General features: G+C 63.8%; 21 protein-coding genes and 3 pseudogenes. 14 read left to right on the top strand and 10 right to left on the bottom strand.

Annotation, left to right across the window (positions count from 1 at the left end):
• The first annotated feature begins 24 nt into the window (after positions 1 to 24).
• Together AB4Z48_RS30710 and AB4Z48_RS30705 are read left to right on the top strand one after the other, a co-directional pair.
• On the top strand, positions 25 to 1,362 hold the full coding sequence (locus AB4Z48_RS30710; protein WP_441620993.1) for an MFS transporter: 1,338 nt from the start codon (positions 25 to 27) through the stop codon (positions 1,360 to 1,362).
• Positions 1,363 to 1,449: 87 nt separating this feature from the next.
• The gene (locus AB4Z48_RS30705; protein WP_441620992.1) at positions 1,450 to 2,220 is read left to right on the top strand and encodes an IclR family transcriptional regulator; all 771 of its coding nucleotides are present in this window, start codon (positions 1,450 to 1,452) and stop codon (positions 2,218 to 2,220) included.
• Between the two features lie 11 nt (positions 2,221 to 2,231).
• On the opposite strand, the pseudogene AB4Z48_RS30700 reads toward AB4Z48_RS30705, so the two are convergent.
• The 6 genes and pseudogenes from AB4Z48_RS30700 to AB4Z48_RS30675 form a co-directional block, all read right to left on the bottom strand.
• A pseudogene (locus AB4Z48_RS30700) lies at positions 2,232 to 2,402 on the bottom strand (helix-turn-helix domain-containing protein); the annotation flags it as partial.
• Positions 2,403 to 2,470: 68 nt separating this feature from the next.
• Positions 2,471 to 3,289 carry an enoyl-CoA hydratase gene (locus tag AB4Z48_RS30695; protein WP_441620990.1) on the bottom strand — a complete coding sequence of 273 codons (819 nt, stop codon included), beginning with the start codon at positions 3,287 to 3,289 and terminating at the stop codon, positions 2,471 to 2,473.
• Positions 3,290 to 3,327: 38 nt separating this feature from the next.
• The gene (locus tag AB4Z48_RS30690; RefSeq protein WP_441620988.1) at positions 3,328 to 4,743 is read right to left on the bottom strand and encodes an aldehyde dehydrogenase family protein; all 1,416 of its coding nucleotides are present in this window, start codon (positions 4,741 to 4,743) and stop codon (positions 3,328 to 3,330) included.
• Positions 4,740 to 5,510 carry an enoyl-CoA hydratase/isomerase family protein gene (locus AB4Z48_RS30685; protein ID WP_441620987.1) on the bottom strand — a complete coding sequence of 257 codons (771 nt, stop codon included), beginning with the start codon at positions 5,508 to 5,510 and terminating at the stop codon, positions 4,740 to 4,742. The genes AB4Z48_RS30690 and AB4Z48_RS30685 overlap by 4 nt, the downstream gene beginning before the upstream one ends.
• Before the next feature lie 3 nt (positions 5,511 to 5,513).
• The gene (locus tag AB4Z48_RS30680; protein ID WP_441620985.1) at positions 5,514 to 7,610 is read right to left on the bottom strand and encodes an acetate--CoA ligase family protein; all 2,097 of its coding nucleotides are present in this window, start codon (positions 7,608 to 7,610) and stop codon (positions 5,514 to 5,516) included.
• On the bottom strand, positions 7,603 to 8,607 hold the full coding sequence (locus tag AB4Z48_RS30675; protein WP_441620983.1) for a Bug family tripartite tricarboxylate transporter substrate binding protein: 1,005 nt from the start codon (positions 8,605 to 8,607) through the stop codon (positions 7,603 to 7,605). The genes AB4Z48_RS30680 and AB4Z48_RS30675 overlap by 8 nt, the downstream gene beginning before the upstream one ends.
• 127 nt (positions 8,608 to 8,734) lie before the next feature.
• On the opposite strand from AB4Z48_RS30675, the gene AB4Z48_RS30670 reads away from it, so the two are divergent.
• The 3 genes from AB4Z48_RS30670 to AB4Z48_RS30660 all read left to right on the top strand — a co-directional run bounded on the left by AB4Z48_RS30670 (position 8,735) and on the right by AB4Z48_RS30660 (position 10,987).
• On the top strand, positions 8,735 to 9,643 hold the full coding sequence (locus AB4Z48_RS30670; protein ID WP_441620981.1) for a LysR family transcriptional regulator: 909 nt from the start codon (positions 8,735 to 8,737) through the stop codon (positions 9,641 to 9,643).
• Positions 9,644 to 9,854: 211 nt separating this feature from the next.
• Positions 9,855 to 10,505, top strand: a complete 651-nt coding sequence (locus tag AB4Z48_RS30665) for a nucleoside-diphosphate sugar epimerase (RefSeq protein ID WP_441620980.1) — start codon at positions 9,855 to 9,857, stop codon at positions 10,503 to 10,505.
• Positions 10,506 to 10,600: 95 nt separating this feature from the next.
• Positions 10,601 to 10,987, top strand: coding sequence for a tautomerase family protein (locus AB4Z48_RS30660; protein WP_441620978.1), 387 nt, complete (start codon positions 10,601 to 10,603; stop codon positions 10,985 to 10,987).
• 180 nt (positions 10,988 to 11,167) lie between these two features.
• On the opposite strand, the gene AB4Z48_RS30655 is transcribed toward AB4Z48_RS30660, so the two are convergent.
• Positions 11,168 to 12,061, bottom strand: coding sequence for a LysR substrate-binding domain-containing protein (locus AB4Z48_RS30655; protein ID WP_441620976.1), 894 nt, complete (start codon positions 12,059 to 12,061; stop codon positions 11,168 to 11,170).
• A 133-nt stretch (positions 12,062 to 12,194) separates the two neighbouring features.
• Between AB4Z48_RS30655 and AB4Z48_RS30650 the strand changes: the two genes are divergently transcribed.
• The 7 genes and pseudogenes from AB4Z48_RS30650 (at position 12,195) to AB4Z48_RS30620 (ending at position 18,729) form a co-directional block, all read left to right on the top strand.
• The gene (locus AB4Z48_RS30650; RefSeq protein ID WP_441620974.1) at positions 12,195 to 12,824 is read left to right on the top strand and encodes an isochorismatase family cysteine hydrolase; all 630 of its coding nucleotides are present in this window, start codon (positions 12,195 to 12,197) and stop codon (positions 12,822 to 12,824) included.
• 88 nt (positions 12,825 to 12,912) lie between these two features.
• On the top strand, positions 12,913 to 13,098 hold the full coding sequence (locus tag AB4Z48_RS30645) for a hypothetical protein (protein WP_441620972.1): 186 nt from the start codon (positions 12,913 to 12,915) through the stop codon (positions 13,096 to 13,098).
• Between the two features lie 30 nt (positions 13,099 to 13,128).
• Positions 13,129 to 13,965 (top strand): D-2-hydroxyacid dehydrogenase family protein, encoded by an 837-nt coding sequence (locus tag AB4Z48_RS30640; protein WP_441620970.1) that lies wholly within the window; start codon positions 13,129 to 13,131, stop codon positions 13,963 to 13,965.
• Between the two features lie 3 nt (positions 13,966 to 13,968).
• Positions 13,969 to 14,094, top strand: coding sequence for a hypothetical protein (locus AB4Z48_RS30635; protein WP_441620968.1), 126 nt, complete (start codon positions 13,969 to 13,971; stop codon positions 14,092 to 14,094).
• A gap of 1,521 nt (positions 14,095 to 15,615) precedes the next feature.
• Positions 15,616 to 17,409, top strand: a complete 1,794-nt coding sequence (locus tag AB4Z48_RS30630) for a methyl-accepting chemotaxis protein (protein WP_441621081.1) — start codon at positions 15,616 to 15,618, stop codon at positions 17,407 to 17,409.
• A gap of 9 nt (positions 17,410 to 17,418) precedes the next feature.
• A pseudogene (locus AB4Z48_RS30625) lies at positions 17,419 to 17,826 on the top strand (hypothetical protein); the annotation flags it as partial.
• A gap of 414 nt (positions 17,827 to 18,240) precedes the next feature.
• Complete coding sequence (locus AB4Z48_RS30620; RefSeq protein ID WP_441621079.1) at positions 18,241 to 18,729, top strand: helix-turn-helix domain-containing protein; 489 nt, start codon at positions 18,241 to 18,243, stop codon at positions 18,727 to 18,729.
• Here the strand turns inward: AB4Z48_RS30620 and AB4Z48_RS30615 are convergent.
• From AB4Z48_RS30615 to AB4Z48_RS30605, 3 genes are all read right to left on the bottom strand, one after another.
• Positions 18,693 to 19,187 carry an Lrp/AsnC family transcriptional regulator gene (locus tag AB4Z48_RS30615; protein ID WP_013956719.1) on the bottom strand — a complete coding sequence of 165 codons (495 nt, stop codon included), beginning with the start codon at positions 19,185 to 19,187 and terminating at the stop codon, positions 18,693 to 18,695. The genes AB4Z48_RS30620 and AB4Z48_RS30615 overlap by 37 nt on opposite strands.
• 97 nt (positions 19,188 to 19,284) lie before the next feature.
• Positions 19,285 to 20,223: a 2-hydroxyacid dehydrogenase gene (locus AB4Z48_RS30610; protein WP_441620966.1), complete on the bottom strand. Its 939-nt coding sequence runs from the start codon at positions 20,221 to 20,223 to the stop codon at positions 19,285 to 19,287.
• A gap of 4 nt (positions 20,224 to 20,227) precedes the next feature.
• Entirely contained in the window at positions 20,228 to 21,082 is an 855-nt protein-coding gene (locus AB4Z48_RS30605) for a GNAT family N-acetyltransferase (RefSeq protein ID WP_441620964.1), read from the bottom strand.
• Between the two features lie 380 nt (positions 21,083 to 21,462).
• On the opposite strand from AB4Z48_RS30605, the gene AB4Z48_RS30600 reads away from it, so the two are divergent.
• Positions 21,463 to 21,588, top strand: a complete 126-nt coding sequence (locus AB4Z48_RS30600; RefSeq protein WP_269148712.1) for a hypothetical protein — start codon at positions 21,463 to 21,465, stop codon at positions 21,586 to 21,588.
• 24 nt (positions 21,589 to 21,612) lie between these two features.
• Positions 21,613 to 21,769: pseudogene (locus tag AB4Z48_RS30595) on the top strand (ABC transporter permease); the annotation flags it as partial.

Raw genomic sequence — 21,769 nt, 5'->3', positions numbered from 1 at the left:
ATCAATACAAAAGAGACACGAACAATGAGACAGACTGTAACCGGCTCCAATGTGGGCGGCATGGCTGCACCCAGGGAGTCCCTGATCACGTCGACCGACCGCCGCCGCGCGCTGGTGGGCAGCGCGGTGGGCAGCACCATCGAGTGGTACGACTATTTCCTGTACGGCACCATGTCGGCCACGGTGTTCGGCAAGCTGTTCTTTCCCGCGACCGACGCTGTCACCAGCCAGTTGCTGGCCCTGGCCTCGTTCGCGCTCGCCTTCCTGATCCGCCCGATCGGCGGCATCGTCTTCAGCCATATCGGCGACCGCATCGGCCGCAAGAAGACGCTGGCCATGACCCTTGGCATCATGGGCGTGTCCACCGTCGCCATCGGCCTGGCCCCGACCTACGAGAGCATCGGCGTGTGGTCGCCCATCATCCTGACGCTGCTGCGCCTGCTGCAAGGGCTGGCACTGGGCGGCGAGTGGGGCGGCGGCCTGCTGCTGGCGGTGGAATATTCGCCGCCCAAGCGTCGCGGCTTCTACGGCGCGGTGCCGCAGATCGGCGCACTGGTCGGCCTGGCGCTGGGCAATCTGATCACCTCGGGCCTGAGCGTCGCCTTCTCGGAGGAAGCGTTCTATGCCTATGGCTGGCGCATTCCGTTCGTGCTGTCGATCGTACTGGTGCTGGTCGGCATGTGGATCCGCAACACCGTGGACGAAACCCCGTCATTCAAGCGCGTGATGGCGAGCAAGACCGAAAGGAAGGTGCCACTGGTCGAGACCGTGACGAACCACTGGCGCGCGGTGCTGGTGGTGATCGGCGCCAAGTTCGTCGAGACGTCGACCTTCTTCCTGTTCGCCACGTTCACGGTGTCGTACCTGGTGGGCCTGCACTATGCCCGCGTCGATGCCCTGAACATGGTGCTGGCCGCCGCCGTCATCGGCTCGCCGATGATGCTGGTGTACGGCGGCCTGTCGGACCGCATCGGCCGCAAGACGATGTTCGTGCTGGGCACTGTCGCCGCCATGGCCTACGTGCTGCCGTTCTTCTGGCTGATGAACCAGGGCTCGGTGTGGCTGTGCGCGCTGGCGGTGATCGTCGGCTTCGCGCTGATCTGGCCGATCTACGGTTCGGTACTGGGGACGTTCTTCGCCGAGAGCTTCCCGCCTGACGTGCGCTACACCGGCGTCTCGCTCGGCTACCAGGTCGGCGCGGCTATCGTGGGCGGCCCGATGCCGCTGATCGCCACGGCCCTGCTGGCGTACTACGGCGGCAGCTACATCCCGGTGAGCCTGTTCGTGATCCTGTGCGGCGCGGTCTCACTGGTCGCCGTAGCTTTCACGAAGGACCGCAGCGGCCAGTTGCTGGACGACTGAGCCCGGCTTTAGCTGCCCACGCAATTTCCTGAGCCGTTCCCCCCGACGCCGCCGCGACCACTGGTCCGGCGGCGTTACACTTATGGCATGACCGACACGACTTCCCCCACTCGCACCCTTGCCAGCCAGACGCTTTTCCGCGGCCTGGACGTCGTCGATGCCGTCGCGGCCGGCGCCCTGACCGTGCAAGAAATCGCCGATCGCACCGGGCTGCCGTTCAGCACGACGCACCGGCTGGCGTCGGCGCTGGTGCAGGTTCGCTACCTGAATTTCGAACCCCGGCGCGGCTACCGGCTGGGGCCTCGCCTGCTGGAGCTCGGCTTCGCTGCGTACCGCGACTCGGACATCACACGCAGCGCGCGCGCCGGCATGGAGCAGCTTGCCGAGCAGACCAAGGACACCGTCCACCTCGCCCAGCTCGACGGCGACGAGATCATCTACCTCGACAAGATCGGCGGACAGCGCGCGATCAGCGTGAATTCCCGCATCGGCGGCCGCAAGCCGGTCTGCTCGACCGGCGTGGGCAAGGCCCTGATCCTGGACGAGAGCGAGGAGAAGTGGCGTGCGCGCTACGCCTACGATGCCCAGCGGAACAACGTCCACGTCCCACTCGACAAGTGGCTGGCCGGCATGCGCGGCTACGCAGTGGGCGGCTATGCCTTCGACCTGGAGGAAGACGCCCCCAGCATTCGCTGCGTGGCGGTGCCGATCCGCGACGCCAGCGGCCAGACCGTGGCGGCCATCAGCGTCACGGGCACGGCCGACTACACCGACGAAGCACAACTGCGAGCCCTGATTCCAATGGTGCGGCGGGTCGCGGCATCCATCAGCGAAAGGATTGGCGGCAGGCTGGCGTAAGCAGCCCTCGCGCTGATCTTCGGTGGGCGGCCGGGTATCGCCGTGGCCAGTGGCGCCTTCTTCCCGCCGTTGGCAAAGTCGGCCAGCCAGCGATAGACGTTGCGCAGATTGACACCAAAGGCCGCAGCCACGTCTCCCGCCGTCTGGACTTCGCGAATCGCCTTAACCGCCCGCTGCCCCATTGTCTGCAAGGCTTGGTGTTCGATCGACCGAGCATCCGAGTGTCGTCGGGCGCGGGAACGACTACCGGTCAACGGCCGGTAAATCGGGCAGGTCTGCGCTCGATGAAATGCGCAACCCCCTCCGTAAAGTCCTCGCTCTGGATGCTTTCGAACATCTCGGCATTGGCAACCCGAGTTGCTTCGGCCAATGACTGGAACGGTTGCTCCCACAATTGCCGCTTCATCACGCGGATAGATCGGGGCGAAACGTTCTCTGCCAAGTCGTCGGCATAGTCGAGCGTCGTAGCCATGAGCGTGTCCACATCGACCACACGGTCGACCAGGCCGATCCGCAGCGCCTCGTCAGCCAGCACCTTTCGCGCCGAGTACAGCAGGTCGGCGGCGCGACCGGGGCCGACCACGCGTGGCAGTAGCCAGGAGATACCGTGCTCGGCAATCAAGCCCCGACGCGCGAACGCAGTGCTGAACGCGGCGTTGGCGCTGGCGAAGCGCATGTCGCTGTACAGCGCGAACACCAGCCCCAGTCCCGCTGCCGCACCATTGATCGCCGCGATCACGGGCTTGCGCATGGCCGGAAAGTAGCCATAGCGCGTCTGATAGTCGGCGCGCCGGTTCATGTCGAACGGGCGCATCCACTGGGCGGCGCGGATGTCGCCAGGCGGCAGCACTTCGAGTTCGTTGATGTCCATGCCGGCGCAGAAGCCCTTGCCGGCGCCGGTCAGCACCACCACGCGGACGTTGTCGTCGCGATCAGCGGCCTCCATGGCGTCGCGCAGTTCGGCCTCCATGACCTTGGTCAGCGCGTTGAGCTTGTCCGGCCGGTTCATGGTGACCACGGCGATCCGCTCGCTTTTTCCGGCGCGAGCAACGGTAACCTGACTGTACATAGTGCGATTCCTTTCGATGTCGATGTCGATGTCGTGACTTAGGGGAGCTGAACGGATCGCGGCTCCAGGAACTCTTCCAGCCCATAGGCACCGCCTTCGCGCCCGACGCCGGACAGGCCGAAGCCGCCAAATGGTGCCGCGGGGTTGAAGCGGGCGCCATTGACGTCCACCTGGCCCGCCCGCAGCGCGTTGGCGAGCGCTTCGCCGGCGCTGTCATCGGCAGCCCAGACCGTGGCGGCCAGCCCGTAGCGCGTGCCGTTGGCCAGAGCGATCGCCTCGTCGACGCTGTCGTAGCACAGCACCGCCAGCACCGGCCCGAAGACTTCCTCCTGCGCCAGCCGGCTGTCTGGCGCGACGTTGCCGTAGATGGTCGGCGCGACGAAATAGCCGGTCGCTGGCACGGGTGCGTCGGCACCGCCGGAGATCCGGTCGAAGCCGGCCTCTTCCGCTTCTGCGATATGCGCATGCACGCGCTGACGCTGTAGCGCCGACAGCAAGGGGCCGATCCGGGTCTCGCCATCGGCGGGGTCGCCGAGCTTCATCGCTGCGGCAGCCTCGGCCAGCAGTTGCCGGCAGCGCGGATAGTCCTCGCGTGCAACGATCATCCGGGTGGTGGCGCTGCAGGTCTGCCCCGAGTTGAGGAAGCAGGAACTGATCGTCGCCTTGACTGCCCTGGCGAGATCCGCGCCCGGCAGCACGACGGCCGCCGACTTCCCGCCCAGCTCCATCGACACGCGCTTCATGTCGCCGGCCGCCTGCGCGGCGACCTTGCGGCCGACCGCCGTGGAGCCGGTGAACGACACCATGTGGATGTCGGGATGCGAGACCAGCGCCTCACCGACCGCCGCGCCACCCAGCACGAGATTGAGGACGCCCGGCGGCAGCTTCGCCTGCTCGCACGCGGCCATCAGCCGTTCCGTGACGGCGGGAGCCAACTCTGACGGCTTCAGGACCGCCGTGCAGCCGGCCAGCAAAGCGGGCGCCAGCTTGGCAGTGATCTGGTGCAACGGGTAGTTCCACGGCGTAATGGCGGCCACCACGCCAACCGGTGCCAGCGTCACGCGGGAATTGCCGAGCGTACGGACGAAGTCGAATGTGTCGGCCAGCGCCGCCGTGGCGCGCCACGCCGCGATCGGTGCATCCACCTGGATGCGGCGTGACAGCTTCTGCGGCATGCCGACTTCGCGCGAGATGTCATTGGCGAGTTCCGCCGCGCAGCCTTCCAGCGCGTCGGCCAGCGCATGCAGATACGGCGCCCGCCCGGCTGCGCCCAGCGCCTGCCAGTTTGGCTGTGCCCGCGCGGCCGCCGCCACTGCTTCGGCCACATCGTCTGCGGTGCCGAGACGGACCTCGGCCAACGGGGCTTCGGTCGCTGAATCGTAGACGCGGATCGATTCACCGCCTCGCATCGTGCGACGTGCGCCGTCGATATAGTGTTGGGTCAACTGCTTCACTGCGACTCCCTTGTTTTGCGTTGATCGAGGAACGCTGCCATCACACGCTGCGGTTCGCCGTCGGCATAGCACTCGAGCTGCGCCCGGATGCCGGCGACACAGGCCTCATCGAAACCCGGCTGCGTCATGGCGCGAAAGCGCTGTTTGGACAGGCGCACGGCGGTCGGCGGCAGCGCCGCGAGCGACCTGGCCTGTACGAGCGCCTGCGTCATCAGCTCGGTCTCGCCGCACAGCGCCGTCACCAGGCCAATGTCGAAGGCGCGCTGGCCACTGACCAGTTCGCCCGACAGCGACATCTGCACGTTATGCGTGTGCCCCACGTGCAGCGTCATCAGATAGGATCCGACGATGCTCGCCAGGCCTGCCTTGACCTCCGGCTGTCCCCAGCGGCTATCCGCCGTGGTCAGGCGCCAGTCAGCGCACAGCGCCAACTGGAAACCCGCGCCGGCAGCCACGCCCCGCACGGCTGCCACGCAGGGCTTGTCCAGGTCGCGGACAGCCTGGTACATCGCCCGCTGCCGGTTCAGCCAAGGCACGAGCTGCTGCCAGGTCACGGTGGCGGCCTCATCGAGGTCCTGCCCGGCGCAAAACGCCCGCTCGCCGGCACCGGTCAGCATGACGGCGCGCACGGACGGATCGGCGTTGAGCCGGCCCAGCGCTTCGATCAGCTCGCCGCGCAGGGCGTCGTTGACCGCGTTCATGCGGGCCGGGCGATGTAGCGTGACGATGGCGATCTCGTCATCCTGTTCGACACGTACAGCTTCCATGCTTCAACTCCCCTTGAGTTCCACCACGGCATCGACCGCCATGACGCCTTCACCGGCTGCCATCACCATCAGCGGATTGATGTCGACCGATGCCAGCGCAGTCCGGTGACGCAATGCCCAGTCGCCGAGCGCGACCGCCGACGACGCCAGCGCCTCCAGGTCGAGCGCCGGGATATCGCGATAGCCGTCGAACAGCGGTGCCAGGCGCAGCCGCGCGCAGGCCGCCTTGACGTCTTGCGCCGTGAACGGCGCCAGCAGTGTCACGACGTCCTTGCGGAGCTCGAGCAGCGTGCCTCCCTCCCCGATCATGACCAGCGGCCCGAACACGGGATCGACCGAGACGCCCAGCGCGAACTCATGCTGGCCCTTGACCATCGCCGCCACGACCACCCGTGGCAATGCCACGCCCAACCGCTGCAGCGTGTCGAGGCAGGCCTGCGTCGCGCGGGCCACGCTCGCGGCATCGGTGACTCGAAGGTGCACGAGGCCATGCTCGCTCTTGTGCGGGACCTCCGCCGCGCAGCCCTTGACCACCACAGGCACCCCGCCGAGCGCGTTAAACGCCGTCACCGCCGCATCCACGCTGTCGCATAGCCAGTGCGGCACGGTCGGTACGCCGGCTTCGGCGAGCAAGGCCAGGCTATGGGCTTCATCCTGCAAGCCGCTGCCGTCGAGCTGCAGTGCGTCGGGGCAGAGCGGCGCCGTCGCCGGTGCCGCCTCGGCCAGCCGATGATGCGCGGCGTATTGCGCCAGCGCTGCTATGGCATCGGCTTCAGTGACGAAAGCCGGCACGCCGTGTCGCACAAAGACCTCGCGGACCGACTGTTGCGGCGCGCTGGCCACCAACGGTTTGGCTTGGTTCGCGCTGAAGGCGGCGGCGTCGCGCGCCAGTGCCTCGACGTCGTAGCCGGGACCTGCCACCGGAATGCCGACCATCACCATGTCGGCCTGCGGATCGGCGCCCAGCGCCTGGAGCACGCGCGGGAACATGTCGCCCTTGCCCAGCAGCGCCGCGGTCATGTCGAGCGGATTGCTGGCCGTGCCGAACTCGGGCAGGATCGCGCCCAGTTCGCGCAGCGTTGCCGCCTGGAGTTCGGTCAGCGGCAGATCGTGCCGTTCGGCCAGGTCGGCCGCCATCACGCCCACGGCGCCGCTATGACTCATCACGACCGTGCGGCCCTGCCCCGGGGCGCGCTGCTGCAAATACAGCGGCACCGCGCGGACCAGTTCGCCGATATCGCGCGCACGCCAGATGCCGTGACGGGCCAGGAAGGCATCGATCGCGGCGTCGTTGCCGACCAGCGCACCGGTATGCGAGGCTGCCGCCATGGCACCGCGCTGGCTGTTGCCGGCCTTGATCGCCACGATGCTCGCGCCACGCACTCGGGCCACCTCCGCCGCGCGGGCAAGCTGAGCAGGGTCGGACACCGATTCGAGGTAGACCAGGATCAGCCGCACCTCCGGGTCCGCCGCCACGGCCGCGGTCATCGCGCAGGCGTCGAGATCGGCGTCGTTGCCCGTCGCTACCAGGTAGCGCACGCCGTAGCCGGCCTGGCGCAGCAACGCATAGGGCATGACGCTCGCCGCGCCGCTCTGGCTGATGATCGCGATCGGGCCGTCCTGGGGCGCCACCTCCATGAACATGGTCGAGAAATTGAGCACCGCTCCGCTGGCGAAGTTGGCCGTACCTTGCGCGTTCGGCCCCACCAGCCGCATGCCGCTGTCTCTGGCCACCGCCACCAGTTCCTGCTGCCGCTGGCGTCCCGCCTCTCCCGTCTCGGCGAAACCGGACGCCATGATGACGGCAGCCTTGACGCCAGCGGCGCCGCACTGACGCACCTGTTCAAGCGTGGCATCGCCGGACACGGCAATCACCACGGCGTCCGGCGCCTTGCCGATCGCACCGAGATCAGGGTACGCGCGATAGCCCTGGATGACCGCGCGCCCCGGGTTGACCGGAAACACCTCGCCCGTGTAGCCGAAGGTGCGCATGTAGTGGATCGGCCGTCCGCCTACCTTGTTGGGGTTGTCCGAGGCGCCGATCACGGCCACCGAGGCCGGCGAGAACAGGGCGTCGAAGGTTGCAGTGGTCTCAGTCAAGGCTCGCTCCCGATGCCTTGACCACCGGCGCCCACTTGCCCGCGTCATGCTGGATCAGCCTGGAGAAGTCCGCGGGCGTACCCGGCAGCGGCCGGGCACCCAGCGCGGCAAGCTGCTTCTGCACGTCTGCCTGCGCGAGCACGGCCTGCAGTTCGCTGTTCACGCGGCGGATCACGTCTGGTGTGGTTCCTTTCGGTGCCGACAGGCCGAACCAGATGGTCACGTCGAAGCCCGGCAGGCCGGCCTCGGCAATCGTCGGCACCTTGGGTAGCGCTTCCGAACGGGTCGCGCCGGTCACGCCTAGCGCTTTGACCTTGCCCGCGTTGATGTACTGCCCCTGGCTCGACACCGTGTCGAACATCATCGAGATGCGTCCGCCAAGCAGATCAGTGAACGCCGCGGCCGAGCCCTTGTATGGCACATGGACGATATCAATTCCGGCCATCGACTTGAACAGTTCGCCGGACAGATGGTTGGAGCTGCCATTGCCGGCAGAGCCGAACGTCAGCGTGCCCGGCTTCTGCCTTGCCAGCGAGATCAGCTCCTTGATGTTGCCGACCGGCAGGTTGTTCGACACCACCAGTACGTTGACCGTGGAGGCCACCGAGCCCACGGCATCGAACGCCTTGAGGGGGTCCACCTTCAGCGAGCGGTAGAGCCACGGGTTGATCGCCATAGTGCCGGTGGTGGAGAAGAAGAGCGTATAGCCGTCGGAAGCCGCCTGCGCAGCGGCCTCGGTGGCGATGGTGCCGCCGGCGCCGCCGCGGTTATCGACCAGCACAGGCTGTCCAAGCTGCTGCGACAGGTGCTGGCCGATCAGTCGCGCCATCGCGTCAGTGGGCCCGCCGGCCGGAAACGGCACGACCAGGCGGATCGGTTTGGCGGGATATCCGGTCGAGGCGGCAGCGGCGGCACTGAAGGCGGCCGGGATGGCAGCGAACAGCAAGGCACATAACGGTCGCCGGAATGCGCGAAGCACAGCGGAATAGCACGGCATGTTGTCTCCAGATGTTGCGTAAGCCCTCTCTGCAGGGAGGGATGTCCTTAGTGTATGGAGTCCTAAGCCAACTCAAAAGAGTATAATCATCGATATCTGATATCCATTTTTTGGATGGAGTGCCAGTGTGAACCTGAAACAGCTCGAAACCGTGGCGCTGGTGGCCGAAGTGGGATCGCTGTCACGTGCGGCACGCTCGCTGGGGATTGCCCAATCACTGGTGAGCCGTGCGATTGCCCAGATCGAGGCGGAATGGGGCGACCGGCTGTTCGAACGAACCGGCCGGGGCGTGGTGCTGTCGGAATTCGGCCAGCGAATCTTCCCGCATGTCCAGTTGCTGCTGGCCCAGTCGGCACGGCTGCGCGACGAGGTCAAGGACGCGGCGGGCGTTCCGTTCGGGCAGGTGAGAATCGGCGTGCTGCCGTCAATGGCGCCACGCTTGATACCGGCGCTGTTCGAGGACCTGCGCGCCACGGCGCCAGGTGTCCGGCTGCGCGTGGCCGAAGGCTTCAGTGGACAACTCGACGAGGAACTGGAGTCGGGCCATCTGGACCTGGCGGTCATCAACCGCTATGGTCCCGGGCCCCGCCAGGGCGAAGACGTGCTTGCGGAGGTCGCCACTTACCTGATCTGCGCACCCGGGCATCCGCTCGCCGGCGTGCCGAAGGTGCCCATCCGCAAGCTCGCTGGACTCCCGCTTGTCCTGCCACCGGCCCCCAACGGCCTGCGATCGATTCTCGACCAGCACGCACGTCAGCTCGGCATCTCGCTGGATGTGCAACTGGAAGTCGAATCGCTGAATACGATGAAGGAAGTTGCGCTTTCGGGTGGCGCGTTGACGATACTTCCGATGCTCGCGGTCGATAGCGAAGTTGCCGCCGGACGTCTATGCGCAGTCGAGATTGTCGAACCGCGCTTGCCGCGGACCATTGCCATGGGCGTCACGCGCCATCATCCATTGTCCCGCGCAGCACGACTCGTTCTTTCTCGCCTTCATGACTTGGTGCCCGAAGTCGCAAGGAGCAGTACTGCCTAGCTCGATTGTGCATGGCATCCGCCCGATGAGAGCGACGCCAATTTCGAAGAAGCGCGGACCGGCAAGGGTTCGCGCTGCTGATCGTATGCACCGCTGATGCAGAGAATTGTTAGGTAGACTCCGCTTGTGAAACCCGGTTGGCCTGGCAGCCCTTTCGTCTCTGCGCGCAGGCAACGGCCCGTCGACAAGTTCCCTCGCGGAGTATCTACCCATGGCAAACCGAATCGTCATCATCGCAGGCGCTACTGGCTTGGTCGGCAGGGAAATTCTGAGTGGCCTGCTGGCCGATGACACGGTGACGGAGGTGCACAGCCTGGTACGCAGAATGCCGGCGATCCGACATCCCAAGCTGACGAACCGGATCGTCGATTTTTCCGCATTGCCGCCGTTGCCTCATGCGGACGAGTTGTATCTGGCGCTTGGAACGACAATCAAGGTCGCGGGCAGTCAGGAAGCATTCCGCGCGGTCGACTACGACGCCAACCTGGCCGTGGCCGGCGCGGCGCTCTCTGCCGGCGCAAGAAGGATCGGCGTGGTCAGTGCGATGGGCGCTGACGCCGGCTCCAGGGTCTTCTATAGCCGCGTGAAGGGCGATATGGAGGAAGCGTTGACACAGATGCCAGTCGAACGGCTGGTCATCGCGCGTCCGTCCCTGCTGGTCGGGGACCGGGAGTCTCTCGGTCAACCGACCCGGCGCGGCGAGGAAATAGGATTCGCACTCGGCAACGCGCTTGGCTTCCTGATTCCAGCCAACTACCGGCCAATCGAGGCGGCTGCGGTTGCAAAGGCGCTGCTGGCCGCCGTCCCGTCATCCAAGGGCAAGACCATTCTGTCCTCCGGTTCCATGCAGCCAAAGACATAATGTGCGGCAACACCCGGCGCTTTCGCTGGCCGGGCAATCAATCCGCGTGCGGGCGGCCTGGGCCTGCTGCTCGATCCGTTGACTTCCGAGGGACAATGGCAGGCAAGTTGCGTTGGCGAGAATATGAGAACCTAGGTCGCTTGCCAACAATCAGCGAGGTCATCTACCAGGCCATGATCGACGTTGCCAATGTGCCACGGAACGACAAGTTTCAGATTGTCCATCGGCATGCGGATGGTGAACTTGTTTACCCCCTGGATGGCTACCTGGGTATTCGCTACACACCCAATATCGTATTCATCCAGGTGACCTGGAATGTCGGCCGTACCACCGAAGTAAAGAAGAAATTCTACAAGGCTGTCGCCGAGGGAATCAACCGGGAGACGCCCGTCCGGATCGAGGACGTCTGGATCAGTCTTGTCGAGGTCGAGCCGGAAAACTGGTCGTTCGGGAATGGCGAAATGCAGTATGCGCCAAAGTAATTACTCCGCGTTATCTCCCGTACTTCAAGGCGCGGGACACAGGCAATTTACCACTGGGCGAGTGACAAATTTTTGGTCCTTCGAGGAAATCCGGGGCTGAATCGCTTGTATCCTCGGCGCAAGTTTGAGCACCGGAATGTCGCGCGCCTGATGCTACGCGTCACACCGTGCAATCGCGCGTCATTGATGCTTGGTGGCCAGAATCTCGGCTGCGAATGCAGCGAAGGATAGCGCTTTTGGCGAGGGAAACCTTCCGGCCGGATAGACCGCATTCACATCCACTCGTGCCAGCGTATAGTCGGCCAGCACAGGCACAAGCTGGCCTGCAGCGAGTTCGGCTTGGCACATCAGCGCTGCGGCCCTCGTGATGCCCAATCCTTCACGAGCGCACACGATTGCCGCTTCTGTGGAAGTAAGCAGGTAGCGCGGTTCGACGTCGATGGTCTCGGTGCTGGCACCTTGTGTGAAGGTCCATGGCCAGCGAAGCGAGTTCGTGGGGCCAACGATCAAATCGTGGGACTTCAGAGCTTCGGGAGACTCCGGCGCACCGTGTTCGGCCAGATAGGCTGGCGCGGCTACCAGCAACCGGTCCAGCGTGGTCAGCTTCTTGACGCCAAAGTCGGAGTCTTTGAGCCGCCCAAAGCGTATTGCCACATCCACGCCTTCAGCCACCAAGTCTTGCAAGCTGTCAGCGGTCAACAGTTCCACCTTCAGCAGCGGATGCGGATGCACGAAGCGGGCCAGGTTTGGCAAAACTACGCGAGTGGCGAGAATGGATGGCATTGCAATGCGCAGAACGCCTTGCAGGCTGTCTTCGTCCCGCGCGGAGGCCTCGGCCTCCTCCAGTTCGATCAGGATCTGGCGCGCCTTCTGCAGGAAGACTGTGCCTGAATTGGTCGGAACGATCTTGCGCGTGCTGCGCAAAAGGAGTCTCACGCCCAGCCGCTCTTCCAGCTCGGAGACGATCCGCGAAACGGATGGCTGGGACAACCCAAGCTCACGCGCAGTAACGGAAAAACTGCCCGACTCCGCAGCCCGGATGAACACCTTCAGTTCCAGAAACCTGTCACTCATTTGCGGGACGAATATTTGTTGTTCACCTGCGCCGGATAGTAACGCACAGGCCGAAGCCTCAAACTTTGATCAACGGCTGACGCCCCAAGGCCATCTGGCCAGCCACTTGCGGAAGCCTTCTGAAGGAGCAGTAATGAGCATGCACAACTATCCAAAGAACGCGACGGCCCTGATCCTGGTCGACGTGCTGAACGACTTTCTCTCCGTCGATGGCAAGCTTCACCCAATGATCGAGCCCATGTTGGTGAAGACCGACCTCGTCGCGAAACTCCAGCGCCTGTTGGCTGGCAGCCGCAAGATGGGTCTCAAGGTGTTCTTTTCACCACACGGCGTGGACGAACATAGCTTTGACGACGTGCCACATGTGCATCCACGATTCCAGTTTGGGATCGACAACAAGGTGTTCTGGAAAGGCACCTCGGGAGCCGACTTCTACGCACCGCTCAAACCGTTACCGCACGAAGTGATCATCAGTCAGCACCGGATGTTCGACTCCTTCGCTGGCACGAATCTCGAGGAGCAACTACGTGCCAATGGCATCGAGTACGTGGTGCTGGCCGGCCTGACGTCGCACACGTGCGTGGAGGGTACCGGCCGCCATGCGCTTGAAGCCGGCTTCCATGTCACCTTTCTCAGCGATGGCGTGGCCGACTTCACCGAGCAAGCGCATCGGGCGGCGATTGAGCTGTCCTATCCAACGTTCGGACACGCGACGCAGACCATTGACGAATTCCTGAGTAGCGTGACTGGGGAGAACACATGAGCAACATCGCAATCGTCTTCCGCAACGGAAATGGTCGCACGGCCCATCTATCGCAAGCAGTGGTCGACGGCGCCGCGAGGTCGTTGGCATGATCGTAGAATCGTATCCGGTGGATTCTCTAGATGAGACTGGATGGGCAGACCTTGCCGTAGAAGACTGGCTCGACAGCCCCGTGCTCTCGGCAGTGACTTTCACGGCGTCCCAGATGCTGAAGACGCCTAGCCTGAAGGCCAAGATCCAGAATGCAGGTTATGTGCTTTCCGGAGCATTTTGAGTCAAATGAACCAGACTGATTGGAGATGGCATGACGACGACCTCCGCCAAGAAGAAAATTGCCATCCTGGATGATTACCAGAGCGCGGCCCTCACGGTGGCCGACTGGTCTGCAGTGAAGGAGAGGACGGAGATCGTTGTCTTTGACGACCACGTCGACGACGAGGACATCATCGTCGAGCGACTGCGTGATTTTGATGTGGTATGCGTCATGCGGGAACGCACGCCCTTCCGACGCGCCTTGATGGAGCGGCTTCCGAAGCTCAGGCTGATTGCATCCACCGGGGCGAGGAACGCCGCGATAGATGCCAATGCAGCGCAGGAACTCGGGATCGAGGTCGTCCATACGGGCTATACGTCCACGCCCACGATTGAATTCACCTGGGCGATGATTCTGGCGAGCATGCGGAACATTGCGGGAGAGAACGCGTCGTTGCGCGATGGCGGCTGGCAGGTCGGGATTGGCAGCGACCTGGCGGGCAAGACCCTTGGTCTCGTCGGCCTTGGCAACATCGGCTCCGAGGTGGCCCGGATCGGTCGTGCGTTCGGCATGCGGCTGCTGGCATGGAGCGAGAACCTGACGTCCGAAAAGGCGGCGGCACATGGCGCGCAGTGCGTGTCCAAGGAGGCATTGTTTTCGTCCTCCGATATCGTGTCGATCCATCTGATTCTCAGCCAGCGCACGCGTGGCATGATTGGCGCACAAGAGCTCGCGCTGATGAAGCCGACCGCGCGGCTGGTCAACACTTCGCGCGGGCCGATCGTTGTGGAGAAAGATCTGGTCGATGCTCTCAGTCGCAGGGCGATTGCCGGCGCGGCGATCGATGTCTACGATCATGAGCCACTCCCGCACGATCATCCGTTCTGAGTCTTGCCAAACGTCCTGGCTACGCCTCATGTCGGCTATGTGACAGAGGGTCTCTATCACACGTTCTATCAGGACTCGGTCTCGAATATCGTCAACTGGCTCGATCGCCAGGCCGGCGCCATCGAGTAGTGGCGGGGGCGTGTCACATCTCGGCTTCCGGCTGGTGATTAGAGTCATTGGGAGCGCCAAGTTGCGGTCTGTGGAAAGGACGCATCTGTGCGCTAAGCCCGAAGGCCGCCGGACTGGTAGTGGCACCTACTTTACCGCGCAGAAATATGACGACCACTTGTGCGTGATACCTGTCACGAATGGCGGCTCGCCGAGCGTACACCCAGGGGGGACGGCTACCGACGGTGCTATTGATTTTGACTCGTTGCGCTTTGCGTGCAAGGAAGGCATTGACGCCGAATTGGTAGAAGACCCCGATCGAGATGCCACAATGCTTTTCGGGGGCAAGCATGCGGCGCCGCGATAAACGCACCTTGTAATTGCCCCGCCAAGACTTCTACATCCAAAGCATGCCTGCGCTGCTCGCAGTAGTGAGAGAAAACAGCCCCGAACACCCCTATGGGGGCTCTCCCCAGGAGAAGGTTCCCGGCGGAACTCCAGAACTTGATCGTGCATACGGGTGCGTTGTGGCGATACCCCTGGGCGGTGGGGCACCCAATTGCATGGCATGGTAGGAATTCAGCGGCCATTTACATGTCGAGTCGCTTCGTCGCGATGGAGAAATTTCTCGCACGTCGGTGATGACATCACAAAGGAAGCCTGACCTGTACGGTCGCTCACCACGATACTGCGGCTCACGGGTCGTGGCCGCAAGCAGCAGCGACCGATACGGGCGGGCGGCCAGCCTGGGTCAGCCATCGTCACCAGGGCGAGGAGCCTCCAACGGACGTAGGGCTTGCACGGCGTGCTTGAGCTGCAGAATCCAGTCGTCAAGCTGGTCAGGCCGCTGGTCGAACACGACAACGCCGCGCCGTTGATGACCGAGTGCGCCATGCCGTGCAAGCGTAGCAGGTCGTCGCGCGAGCCGGCCGGATCACAGCTACGCGGGCGGATGGCGTCGATGATCCACCACGCGCAAGATGGCGGTCGTGTCGAACCTGTCCGGAAGCGCTTGCAGCGCCTCGGCATCTACCTTGCCATATGGGGTCCGCGTTTCAGACATGACTGGGCTTCCGGACGGAGTGCGCTGGTGCGGGAATTGCGCAGGCGAATCGCCTGGTCATCCTACCCTCTCGCTCGATTCGGCCTGAATGCGGCGATACGCTCCGCAATGCGGGCACCTTCTGCCAACCGAATCGCTCGCAGCGCCCGTTCCCCTTTGTCCAGCGCCGCATGATTTCGGTCCGGGCCTTCGTTATTGAGACGGAACCGCTTGATGCCGCGCGACTCGATCGCTTGTTGGCGTATCGCGTACCTGCCCTCCTTAGAACTTTGTTAACGACTGCAGCGTTTCGCCCGATGGCCGTTTCTGCCGCCCCATCGAAGCGATGCTTGAGCACCGTCGTGCCGTGAAGCAAGTTCGTCTATAGCAGAGAAAAAAACGCGGGGGATCTGCGGTTTCGCGCCATTTGTCGGTGATATTTGCGCAGCATGCGGACGTACCATCTTGTCGGCATATTCGCCCGACCTTTTCGCTATATGATGCGCTCGTCCATCCGCACACGCGTTGTCTGTACCAGCATCGTTCTTGTCGCTCTGTCGATTGTTTGCTGCACGCTCGCAAACTACTTCATCGCGAGGGCCAGCCTCAACGAGGCCATCGATCGCAACCTAGCCTCGATCACGGATAACCGTGCCGTGGCCATTGGCGAGTGGGTCGCCGGCAAAACCCACATGATCGCATCGCTTCAGGATGCGGTCCTGACACCTGAATCGATGCCTTTCCTTTACCAGATCGCTGCCGCGGGAGGGTTCTGGGATGTGGGCGTCGGCTATCCGAACAAGACAGCGAAGTTCACGGACTGGCCTAACATCCCGTCCAGCTATGACCCTACCACTCGCCCTTGGTACAGCGCCGCCGAGCAAGCCGGCAAACCGGTCGCGACGCCATACGTCAGTACTAGCGGTGCGTTGCTCGTCGCCTTGGGCGTACCGGTGACGCGCGACGGTGTGATGAAGGCTGTGGTCGTTGGCGATATTGCGTTAAACAGCGTGGTCGACGGCATCAAATCGATTCGCCCAACACCCGCAAGTTTCGGCATGCTGATCGATGGCACCGGCCGCATCATCGCGCATCCGGATCCAAAGCTAAGGTTCAAACCTGCTACTGAAATTGCCGCGGATTTCGCTCGCATCACAGCAAGTGCTTCAGGAACGACCAAAGGCACGTTCGAACTCGCGGTCAATGGAGCGAAAAAGCTCGTGCGCGCTCAACCGGTTCCGGGCACGGATTGGCAGGTTGTGGTTGCGCTAGACAAGTCCGAGGCGACTGCTGGACTTCGTTCGCTGATGATTGCCTCGCTGTCGTGTCTGGTTATCGTCGTCTGCATTGCCTCCGTCATCGTGGGAGCCATTACCACGACAGCGTTCCGACGCCTTCGCGACGTATGCCAAGCAATGGCGACGATCGGCTCTGGCAATGGCGACCTGACCCAGCGTTTGCCGGCCGACGGCCGGGATGAAGTTGCCAAAATCGCGCGATCTTTCAATCAGTTCGTCGATAAACTTCAGAGCGTAATGCTGCGCATCCGCGATAGCGGCGAACTTGTTCGTGCTGCTGCGAGCGAGATCGCCGCGGCAAGCCTCGACCTTTCGTCGCGCACTGAGTCTGCGGCGGCGAACCTTCAGCAAACGGCTGCGTCGATGGACGAGATCTCGGGCATGGTGGACCAATCAGCCGCCGCGGCGCGCGATGCCGATAGACGATCCACCGCAGCCACAAGGATTGCGTCACGGGGCGGCGAGGTGGTGGCGGATGTGGTTGGCACCATGGCAAGAATCGAAGAGGCATCCGACCGTATCGGTGCAATCATCGGCGTGATTGACGGCATTGCCTTCCAGACCAATCTCCTGGCGCTCAATGCTGCGGTCGAGGCGGCGCGAGCAGGCGAGCAAGGTCGCGGTTTCGCCGTTGTCGCGCAGGAAGTCCGTAGCCTTGCGCAACGAAGCGCACACGCTGCGCGCGAGATCAAGCACCTCGTCGACTCCAACGTCGAAAGCGTCACCGCAGGTTCAAATCAGGTACGCCAAGCCGGCGCGACGATGACAGAGATTGTCGCGAATGCAGCAGATGTCCAGGCCAGCATTTCTGAAATTGCCCGTGTGGCCACCGAGCAGACGCAAGGCATCCAGGAGGTCAATCACGCTGTCATGCAGTTGGACGGGATGGTCCAGCAGAACGCGGCCCTCGTGGAGCAGTCTGCTGCCGCGTCAACCGCGCTACAGGAACAGGCAAATGCTCTGGCATCAGCGATCGGTCAGTTCAAAGTGGAGTGACGCTTTAACGTGGACAGAATCTTCATCGACGGCGAGTGGGTTCGACCCGTCTGGCAAGTCCGCGCGGCCGTCACCAACCCTTCGACGCAAGACGTTGTTGCAGAGATTGCCTTGGGAAGCAGGCAGGACGTCGTCACCGAAGCTGGAACCATCAAGGCCCGCATCGCGGTGTTCGCGGGCGGCGCTAGGGAGTCCTCGTTCTGCCGCCAATTGGGCATTCGCTTTCCCCAAGCAACCGTTCGCCAGTCCATCGTGCGCGTGTCCGGGGTGGCCGAGCACCTCCCCGACGCCCTGCATACCGCGCGCGTGTCGATCACCCGCCGCAGCGATGGCAGCTATAACCTTGCCATCAGCGGCCGCAGACGCGGGGACCCGACGGCGCAACTCGTGCGCTTCGCGCCGCAGTTTCTCGCGTTGCTGATTGGAATTGACACGTTTTCGGAGTGTAGTAATCGCGGCATCGTGCGCACGGGTATCTGGACAAGCGGTGCCTTGCCTTGCGGAAAGAGAAGGCGGACCACGCAACTCAGCACGGAGGCGCGACTGCCCATATACCCTCGCTGCTTGAGTTCTTGCCAGATCAGTTTAGGAAAGCGACAGCCCTGGGCACGCTCTCCCTCCAGCATGGCTCCAACATAGTACCGTTCCACGAGAAGCTCAAGCGAGTGATTCAAGATCCTCCCGCAGCACTGCAGCGAGATTAAAAGGCTCCGTCACGCACGACGGATTGAGGATCACCGGATCGCCCCGGCTACACCCGTACCGCAGTTTCTGCGTTCCGGACAGCTCAGTTTGCAATTCGATATGGACTAGATCGGCAAGATCAGCGTGATGCACGGCAACGTTGCACTTATGCTCGACTGCATGAGTAAGACCGTTGCATCCTCTCTACCGCACGCCCCAGGCCCCACTGCGGATGCCCCTGATCATCCCCGCCTGGGCGCCGCACTGGCCTATATTCACCAGCATCTGGGCGAACCGCTGCCACTGCCGCTGCTTGCCGACCTGGTCCAGCTCAGCGTCGGAAGATTCGTGACCGTGTTCCGGCTGACGGTCGGAATGACGCCGCACCGCTACATCAGCCTGAAGCGCGTCCGGCACGCACAGTGGTTGCTCAGGCACGGCCACTCTCCAGCGCTGACGGCGCACGAGTGCGGCTTCTATGACCAGAGCCACCTGACGCGCTGCCTGAAGAGCGCCTGCGGCATGACGCCACGGCAGTTCCAGACGGCAAGTGCCCCGCTCCCCGCCGATATGGGCCGCAGCCCGCCAATGCCCAGGGCTCAAGTTGCCGATGGAAACAGGCGTTCGATCGGATAGTGCGTCTTGATGAAAGGCGACTTGATCACGATGAAGCTGAAGTACTTCTCGATCCCGATATTGCGCTCCAGCAGGCTTTCCATCAGTTCCTGGTAGTGGTTGACTCCACGGGTGATGAACTTGAGCAGGTAGTCATAGCCGCCGCTGACAAGGTGGCATTCGACGATCTCGTCCACCGCGCACACTGCCTTCTCGAAGCGCGCAAAGTCCTCGCGATGGTGGTCCTCCAGCGTGATCTCGGTGAACACCGTGAGAATATCGCCCAGCTTGTCCATCCGGATCTGGGCGCTGTATCCGCCGATATAGCCGGCCTGCTCCAGCCGCTTGACGCGAATCAGGCACGGGCTTGCAGAAAGACCCACGGCATCGGCGAGGTCCACGTTTGTCATGCGGCCGTTCTTTTGCAGCTGGGCAAGGATGCGGAGGTCGAGTCGGTCGAGTTTGATGGGGGCGGACATGGGCTTTCAAGACTGGAATGACTGGATCACATTGTCCCCGCATGGTTCAGCGGGGGCAATCGGGGCACGCCCGGAAAGTAAGGTTTCGCATCGCCTTTCAGTATCCTTTCGCACGGTCCACCAGCCCGATCAGGGGCTCACCGCGCTGCAGGCGGCGCAGATTGTCGAGTACGACCCGCGCAGCGGTGCCCGGCTGCGTCATGCTGGCAATATGGGGCGTGAGCCATACCCTGGGGTGGCGCCACAACGGGTGGCCGGCAGGCAGCGGCTCGGGGTGCGTGACGTCGAGAATGGCCTCGCCGATCTGCCCCGCATCCAGCGCGCCCTGCAGGTCGGCATCGTTCAGATGCTGCCCGCGCCCGACATGCACCAGCCCTGCCCCATGTGGCAGGGCGTCAAACACGCGGGCGCTCAATACTCCACTTGTTTCATCCGTCAGTGGCAGCAGGCAAACCAGGATATCGGTGCGGGCCAGGAACGCGTCCAGGGTCTGCGGGCCGGCATAGCACTGAACCCCTTCCAGGCTGTGCGGCGACCTTGCCCAGCCGGCACAGTCGAACCCGAACAGCCGCAGCCGCTCCAGCACGGCCTGGCCCAGCGAGCCCAGGCCAAGCACGCCTACGCGGCACTCGTGTGCCGCGCGCACCTGCAGGGGCTTCCAGGCTTCCTGCGCCTGCTGCCGCCGGTACGCCGGCATGTCGCGATGCAGCGCAAGGACCGAGAACACCACGTACTCCACCATCCCATCGACGATGCCGGGCTCGATCATCCGCACCAGCGGTACGTGCGCAGGCAGCGCGTCCAGGTCGAACTGGTCGATGCCGGCTCCGGTCGAAAAGAGTACCTGCAGGTTCGGGAACCGCTCTGCGATGCGGTCTGGCGCCTCCCAGGCTGCCAGGTAGCGGACCTTGTCGGGATCCCCGATTTCGGGCCAGATGCGGAAATCGATGCCAGGCGCCTCGCGCGCAAACACCTTGGCCCAGTCCCGGCCGCGCACGGGATCCGCCTTGTACAGAAATGTCGTGTCTTGATGCATTGTTTTATCCGAGGGCCTTGTCGGCCAGCGCAAAGGGAAGAAATGGTGCTGTTGGCGAAGCCGGGGTGCCGCGGGCCAGCACCGTCGCGTCGGCGACGTGCGCCAGGCCAATGCAGCCGAGCCAGTCCTCGAGTTCGCCATCGGCGTGGACGTCCAGGCGCAGCACGCGCCCGGTCACCAGGCCGGCCAGGTGCGCGATCATGGCCTTGGCCGACATCGCGCAGGGTGCGACCACGGGGCCGACCATCGCGCCGCGGCCAAAGCGCCGCAGGATCGCGAAGCCGCGGGGCCCGTCGGCGTGATCGATCACCACCGTGCCGATCGACTGGCTCAGCCAGGCCTGGATCAGGGACGGCCGTGCAACACCGCGGGCCCCCTGCTCCATCCCGACCAGAAGTTGCAGGTCATTGCGCCCGCCAGGCCGCAGGCGGCAGCCTTCAGGCAGCGCCATCAACGGTGCGGGCAACGCTTTACCCTCGTATTGATGCACCTCACCGATGCGCTCGAACCCCATGCGCGCGTAGAAGCGATGCAGCTTCCCGGGGGCGTGAAGCAGCACAGTGCGGCCTTCCAGGCCGGCACACAGCGCCTCCAGCAACAAGCTGCCAATGCCCCGCTCGCGGAAAGCCGGGGCGACGATAAGCAGTCCGACCGATGCGCCGCGCTCGTCCCATAGCCAGCGCATGCCGACACCGACAACCGCGCCGCCGACTTCGGCGACGCGGCCCTCGCCCATCTGGAACAGCCGCTTCCAGTCGCTGGGGCGGTGCGGCCAGCGTACATCTTCGGAAAGCGAAAGCGCGACGGGCAGATCGGACTGTGCCATCACGCGGATGGCTGGAAGCTGCGCGGAGTTCATTGCAGTAAGTGTCAGCGCCGGACGAAGCCAGAGAGCCCTGATGATGCGATGAACAGGCAAGGCCCGGATAGGAAAAATTTGCTACGTCGGATGGTGCACCGATGCAGTGCCACGCCTAGGGTAATCCCGAGGATTGTTGCGGTGCACATGCACGTACGCAGTGCGCATGGCAGGCAATGCCAAACCGCCCTCGCGAAACCGCAGGTTTTACTGCTACGGCCTGCAATACCCCACAAAGCCATCGGTCCCACATGCTTCAATGGCAGGGGATGACACATTGCGCGCCCGTGCTGCCAAAGCAAGAGCTTGCCCCGCGCCGCATGGTCGTGCGCTTTCACTTTCGCGATCCCCCGAACTCCGGCCCCCCAGGAGCTATTGCCATGTCAGACAAGAAGCCGCTCGACGGCCTCATCGGCCCTGCTGAATCCACGCGGGTCATAGCCGCCCTGCGCCATGGCGCCAGCCGGCGCGACATCCAGAGGTTCCGTATCTGGCTTGCCGCCTGATCCGGACTGGAAAGGAGAGACACCATGAACCTGTTCATCTTGCGTCTGCTGGCGCGGCGCATCGGTCTGGCGCTGATCTCGCTACTGGCCGTCTCGGCCATCGTCTTCGCCATCACCGCGGTATTGCCCGGCGATGCCGCGCAGGAACAGCTCGGCCAGGACGCCGCTCGGCCAGGACGCC

This window comes from Cupriavidus sp. 2TAF22, from assembly GCF_052115045.1.
Taxonomy (GTDB): Bacteria; Pseudomonadota; Gammaproteobacteria; order Burkholderiales; family Burkholderiaceae; genus Cupriavidus.
Note: the sequence above shows the minus strand (reverse complement) of the source record. Positions and strands in the feature narration are given on the sequence as shown.

What these genes read in the sequence shown, in the direction of transcription:
- AB4Z48_RS30710 (WP_441620993.1), top strand. Translation starts at nt 25, where the DNA reads ATGAGACAGACTGTAACCGGCTCCAATGTGGGCGGCATGGCTGCACCC.
- AB4Z48_RS30705 (WP_441620992.1), top strand. Translation starts at nt 1,450, where the DNA reads ATGACCGACACGACTTCCCCCACTCGCACCCTTGCCAGCCAGACGCTT.
- AB4Z48_RS30695 (WP_441620990.1), bottom strand. Translation starts at nt 3,289, where the DNA reads ATGTACAGTCAGGTTACCGTTGCTCGCGCCGGAAAAAGCGAGCGGATC.
- AB4Z48_RS30685 (WP_441620987.1), bottom strand. Translation starts at nt 5,510, where the DNA reads ATGGAAGCTGTACGTGTCGAACAGGATGACGAGATCGCCATCGTCACG.
- AB4Z48_RS30675 (WP_441620983.1), bottom strand. Translation starts at nt 8,607, where the DNA reads ATGCCGTGCTATTCCGCTGTGCTTCGCGCATTCCGGCGACCGTTATGT.
- AB4Z48_RS30665 (WP_441620980.1), top strand. Translation starts at nt 9,855, where the DNA reads ATGGCAAACCGAATCGTCATCATCGCAGGCGCTACTGGCTTGGTCGGC.
- AB4Z48_RS30660 (WP_441620978.1), top strand. Translation starts at nt 10,601, where the DNA reads ATGGCAGGCAAGTTGCGTTGGCGAGAATATGAGAACCTAGGTCGCTTG.
- AB4Z48_RS30655 (WP_441620976.1), bottom strand. Translation starts at nt 12,061, where the DNA reads ATGAGTGACAGGTTTCTGGAACTGAAGGTGTTCATCCGGGCTGCGGAG.
- AB4Z48_RS30650 (WP_441620974.1), top strand. Translation starts at nt 12,195, where the DNA reads ATGAGCATGCACAACTATCCAAAGAACGCGACGGCCCTGATCCTGGTC.
- AB4Z48_RS30645 (WP_441620972.1), top strand. Translation starts at nt 12,913, where the DNA reads ATGATCGTAGAATCGTATCCGGTGGATTCTCTAGATGAGACTGGATGG.
- AB4Z48_RS30640 (WP_441620970.1), top strand. Translation starts at nt 13,129, where the DNA reads ATGACGACGACCTCCGCCAAGAAGAAAATTGCCATCCTGGATGATTAC.
- AB4Z48_RS30630 (WP_441621081.1), top strand. Translation starts at nt 15,616, where the DNA reads ATGCGCTCGTCCATCCGCACACGCGTTGTCTGTACCAGCATCGTTCTT.
- AB4Z48_RS30620 (WP_441621079.1), top strand. Translation starts at nt 18,241, where the DNA reads ATGCACGGCAACGTTGCACTTATGCTCGACTGCATGAGTAAGACCGTT.
- AB4Z48_RS30615 (WP_013956719.1), bottom strand. Translation starts at nt 19,187, where the DNA reads ATGTCCGCCCCCATCAAACTCGACCGACTCGACCTCCGCATCCTTGCC.
- AB4Z48_RS30610 (WP_441620966.1), bottom strand. Translation starts at nt 20,223, where the DNA reads ATGCATCAAGACACGACATTTCTGTACAAGGCGGATCCCGTGCGCGGC.
- AB4Z48_RS30605 (WP_441620964.1), bottom strand. Translation starts at nt 21,082, where the DNA reads ATGAACTCCGCGCAGCTTCCAGCCATCCGCGTGATGGCACAGTCCGAT.
- AB4Z48_RS30600 (WP_269148712.1), top strand. Translation starts at nt 21,463, where the DNA reads ATGTCAGACAAGAAGCCGCTCGACGGCCTCATCGGCCCTGCTGAATCC.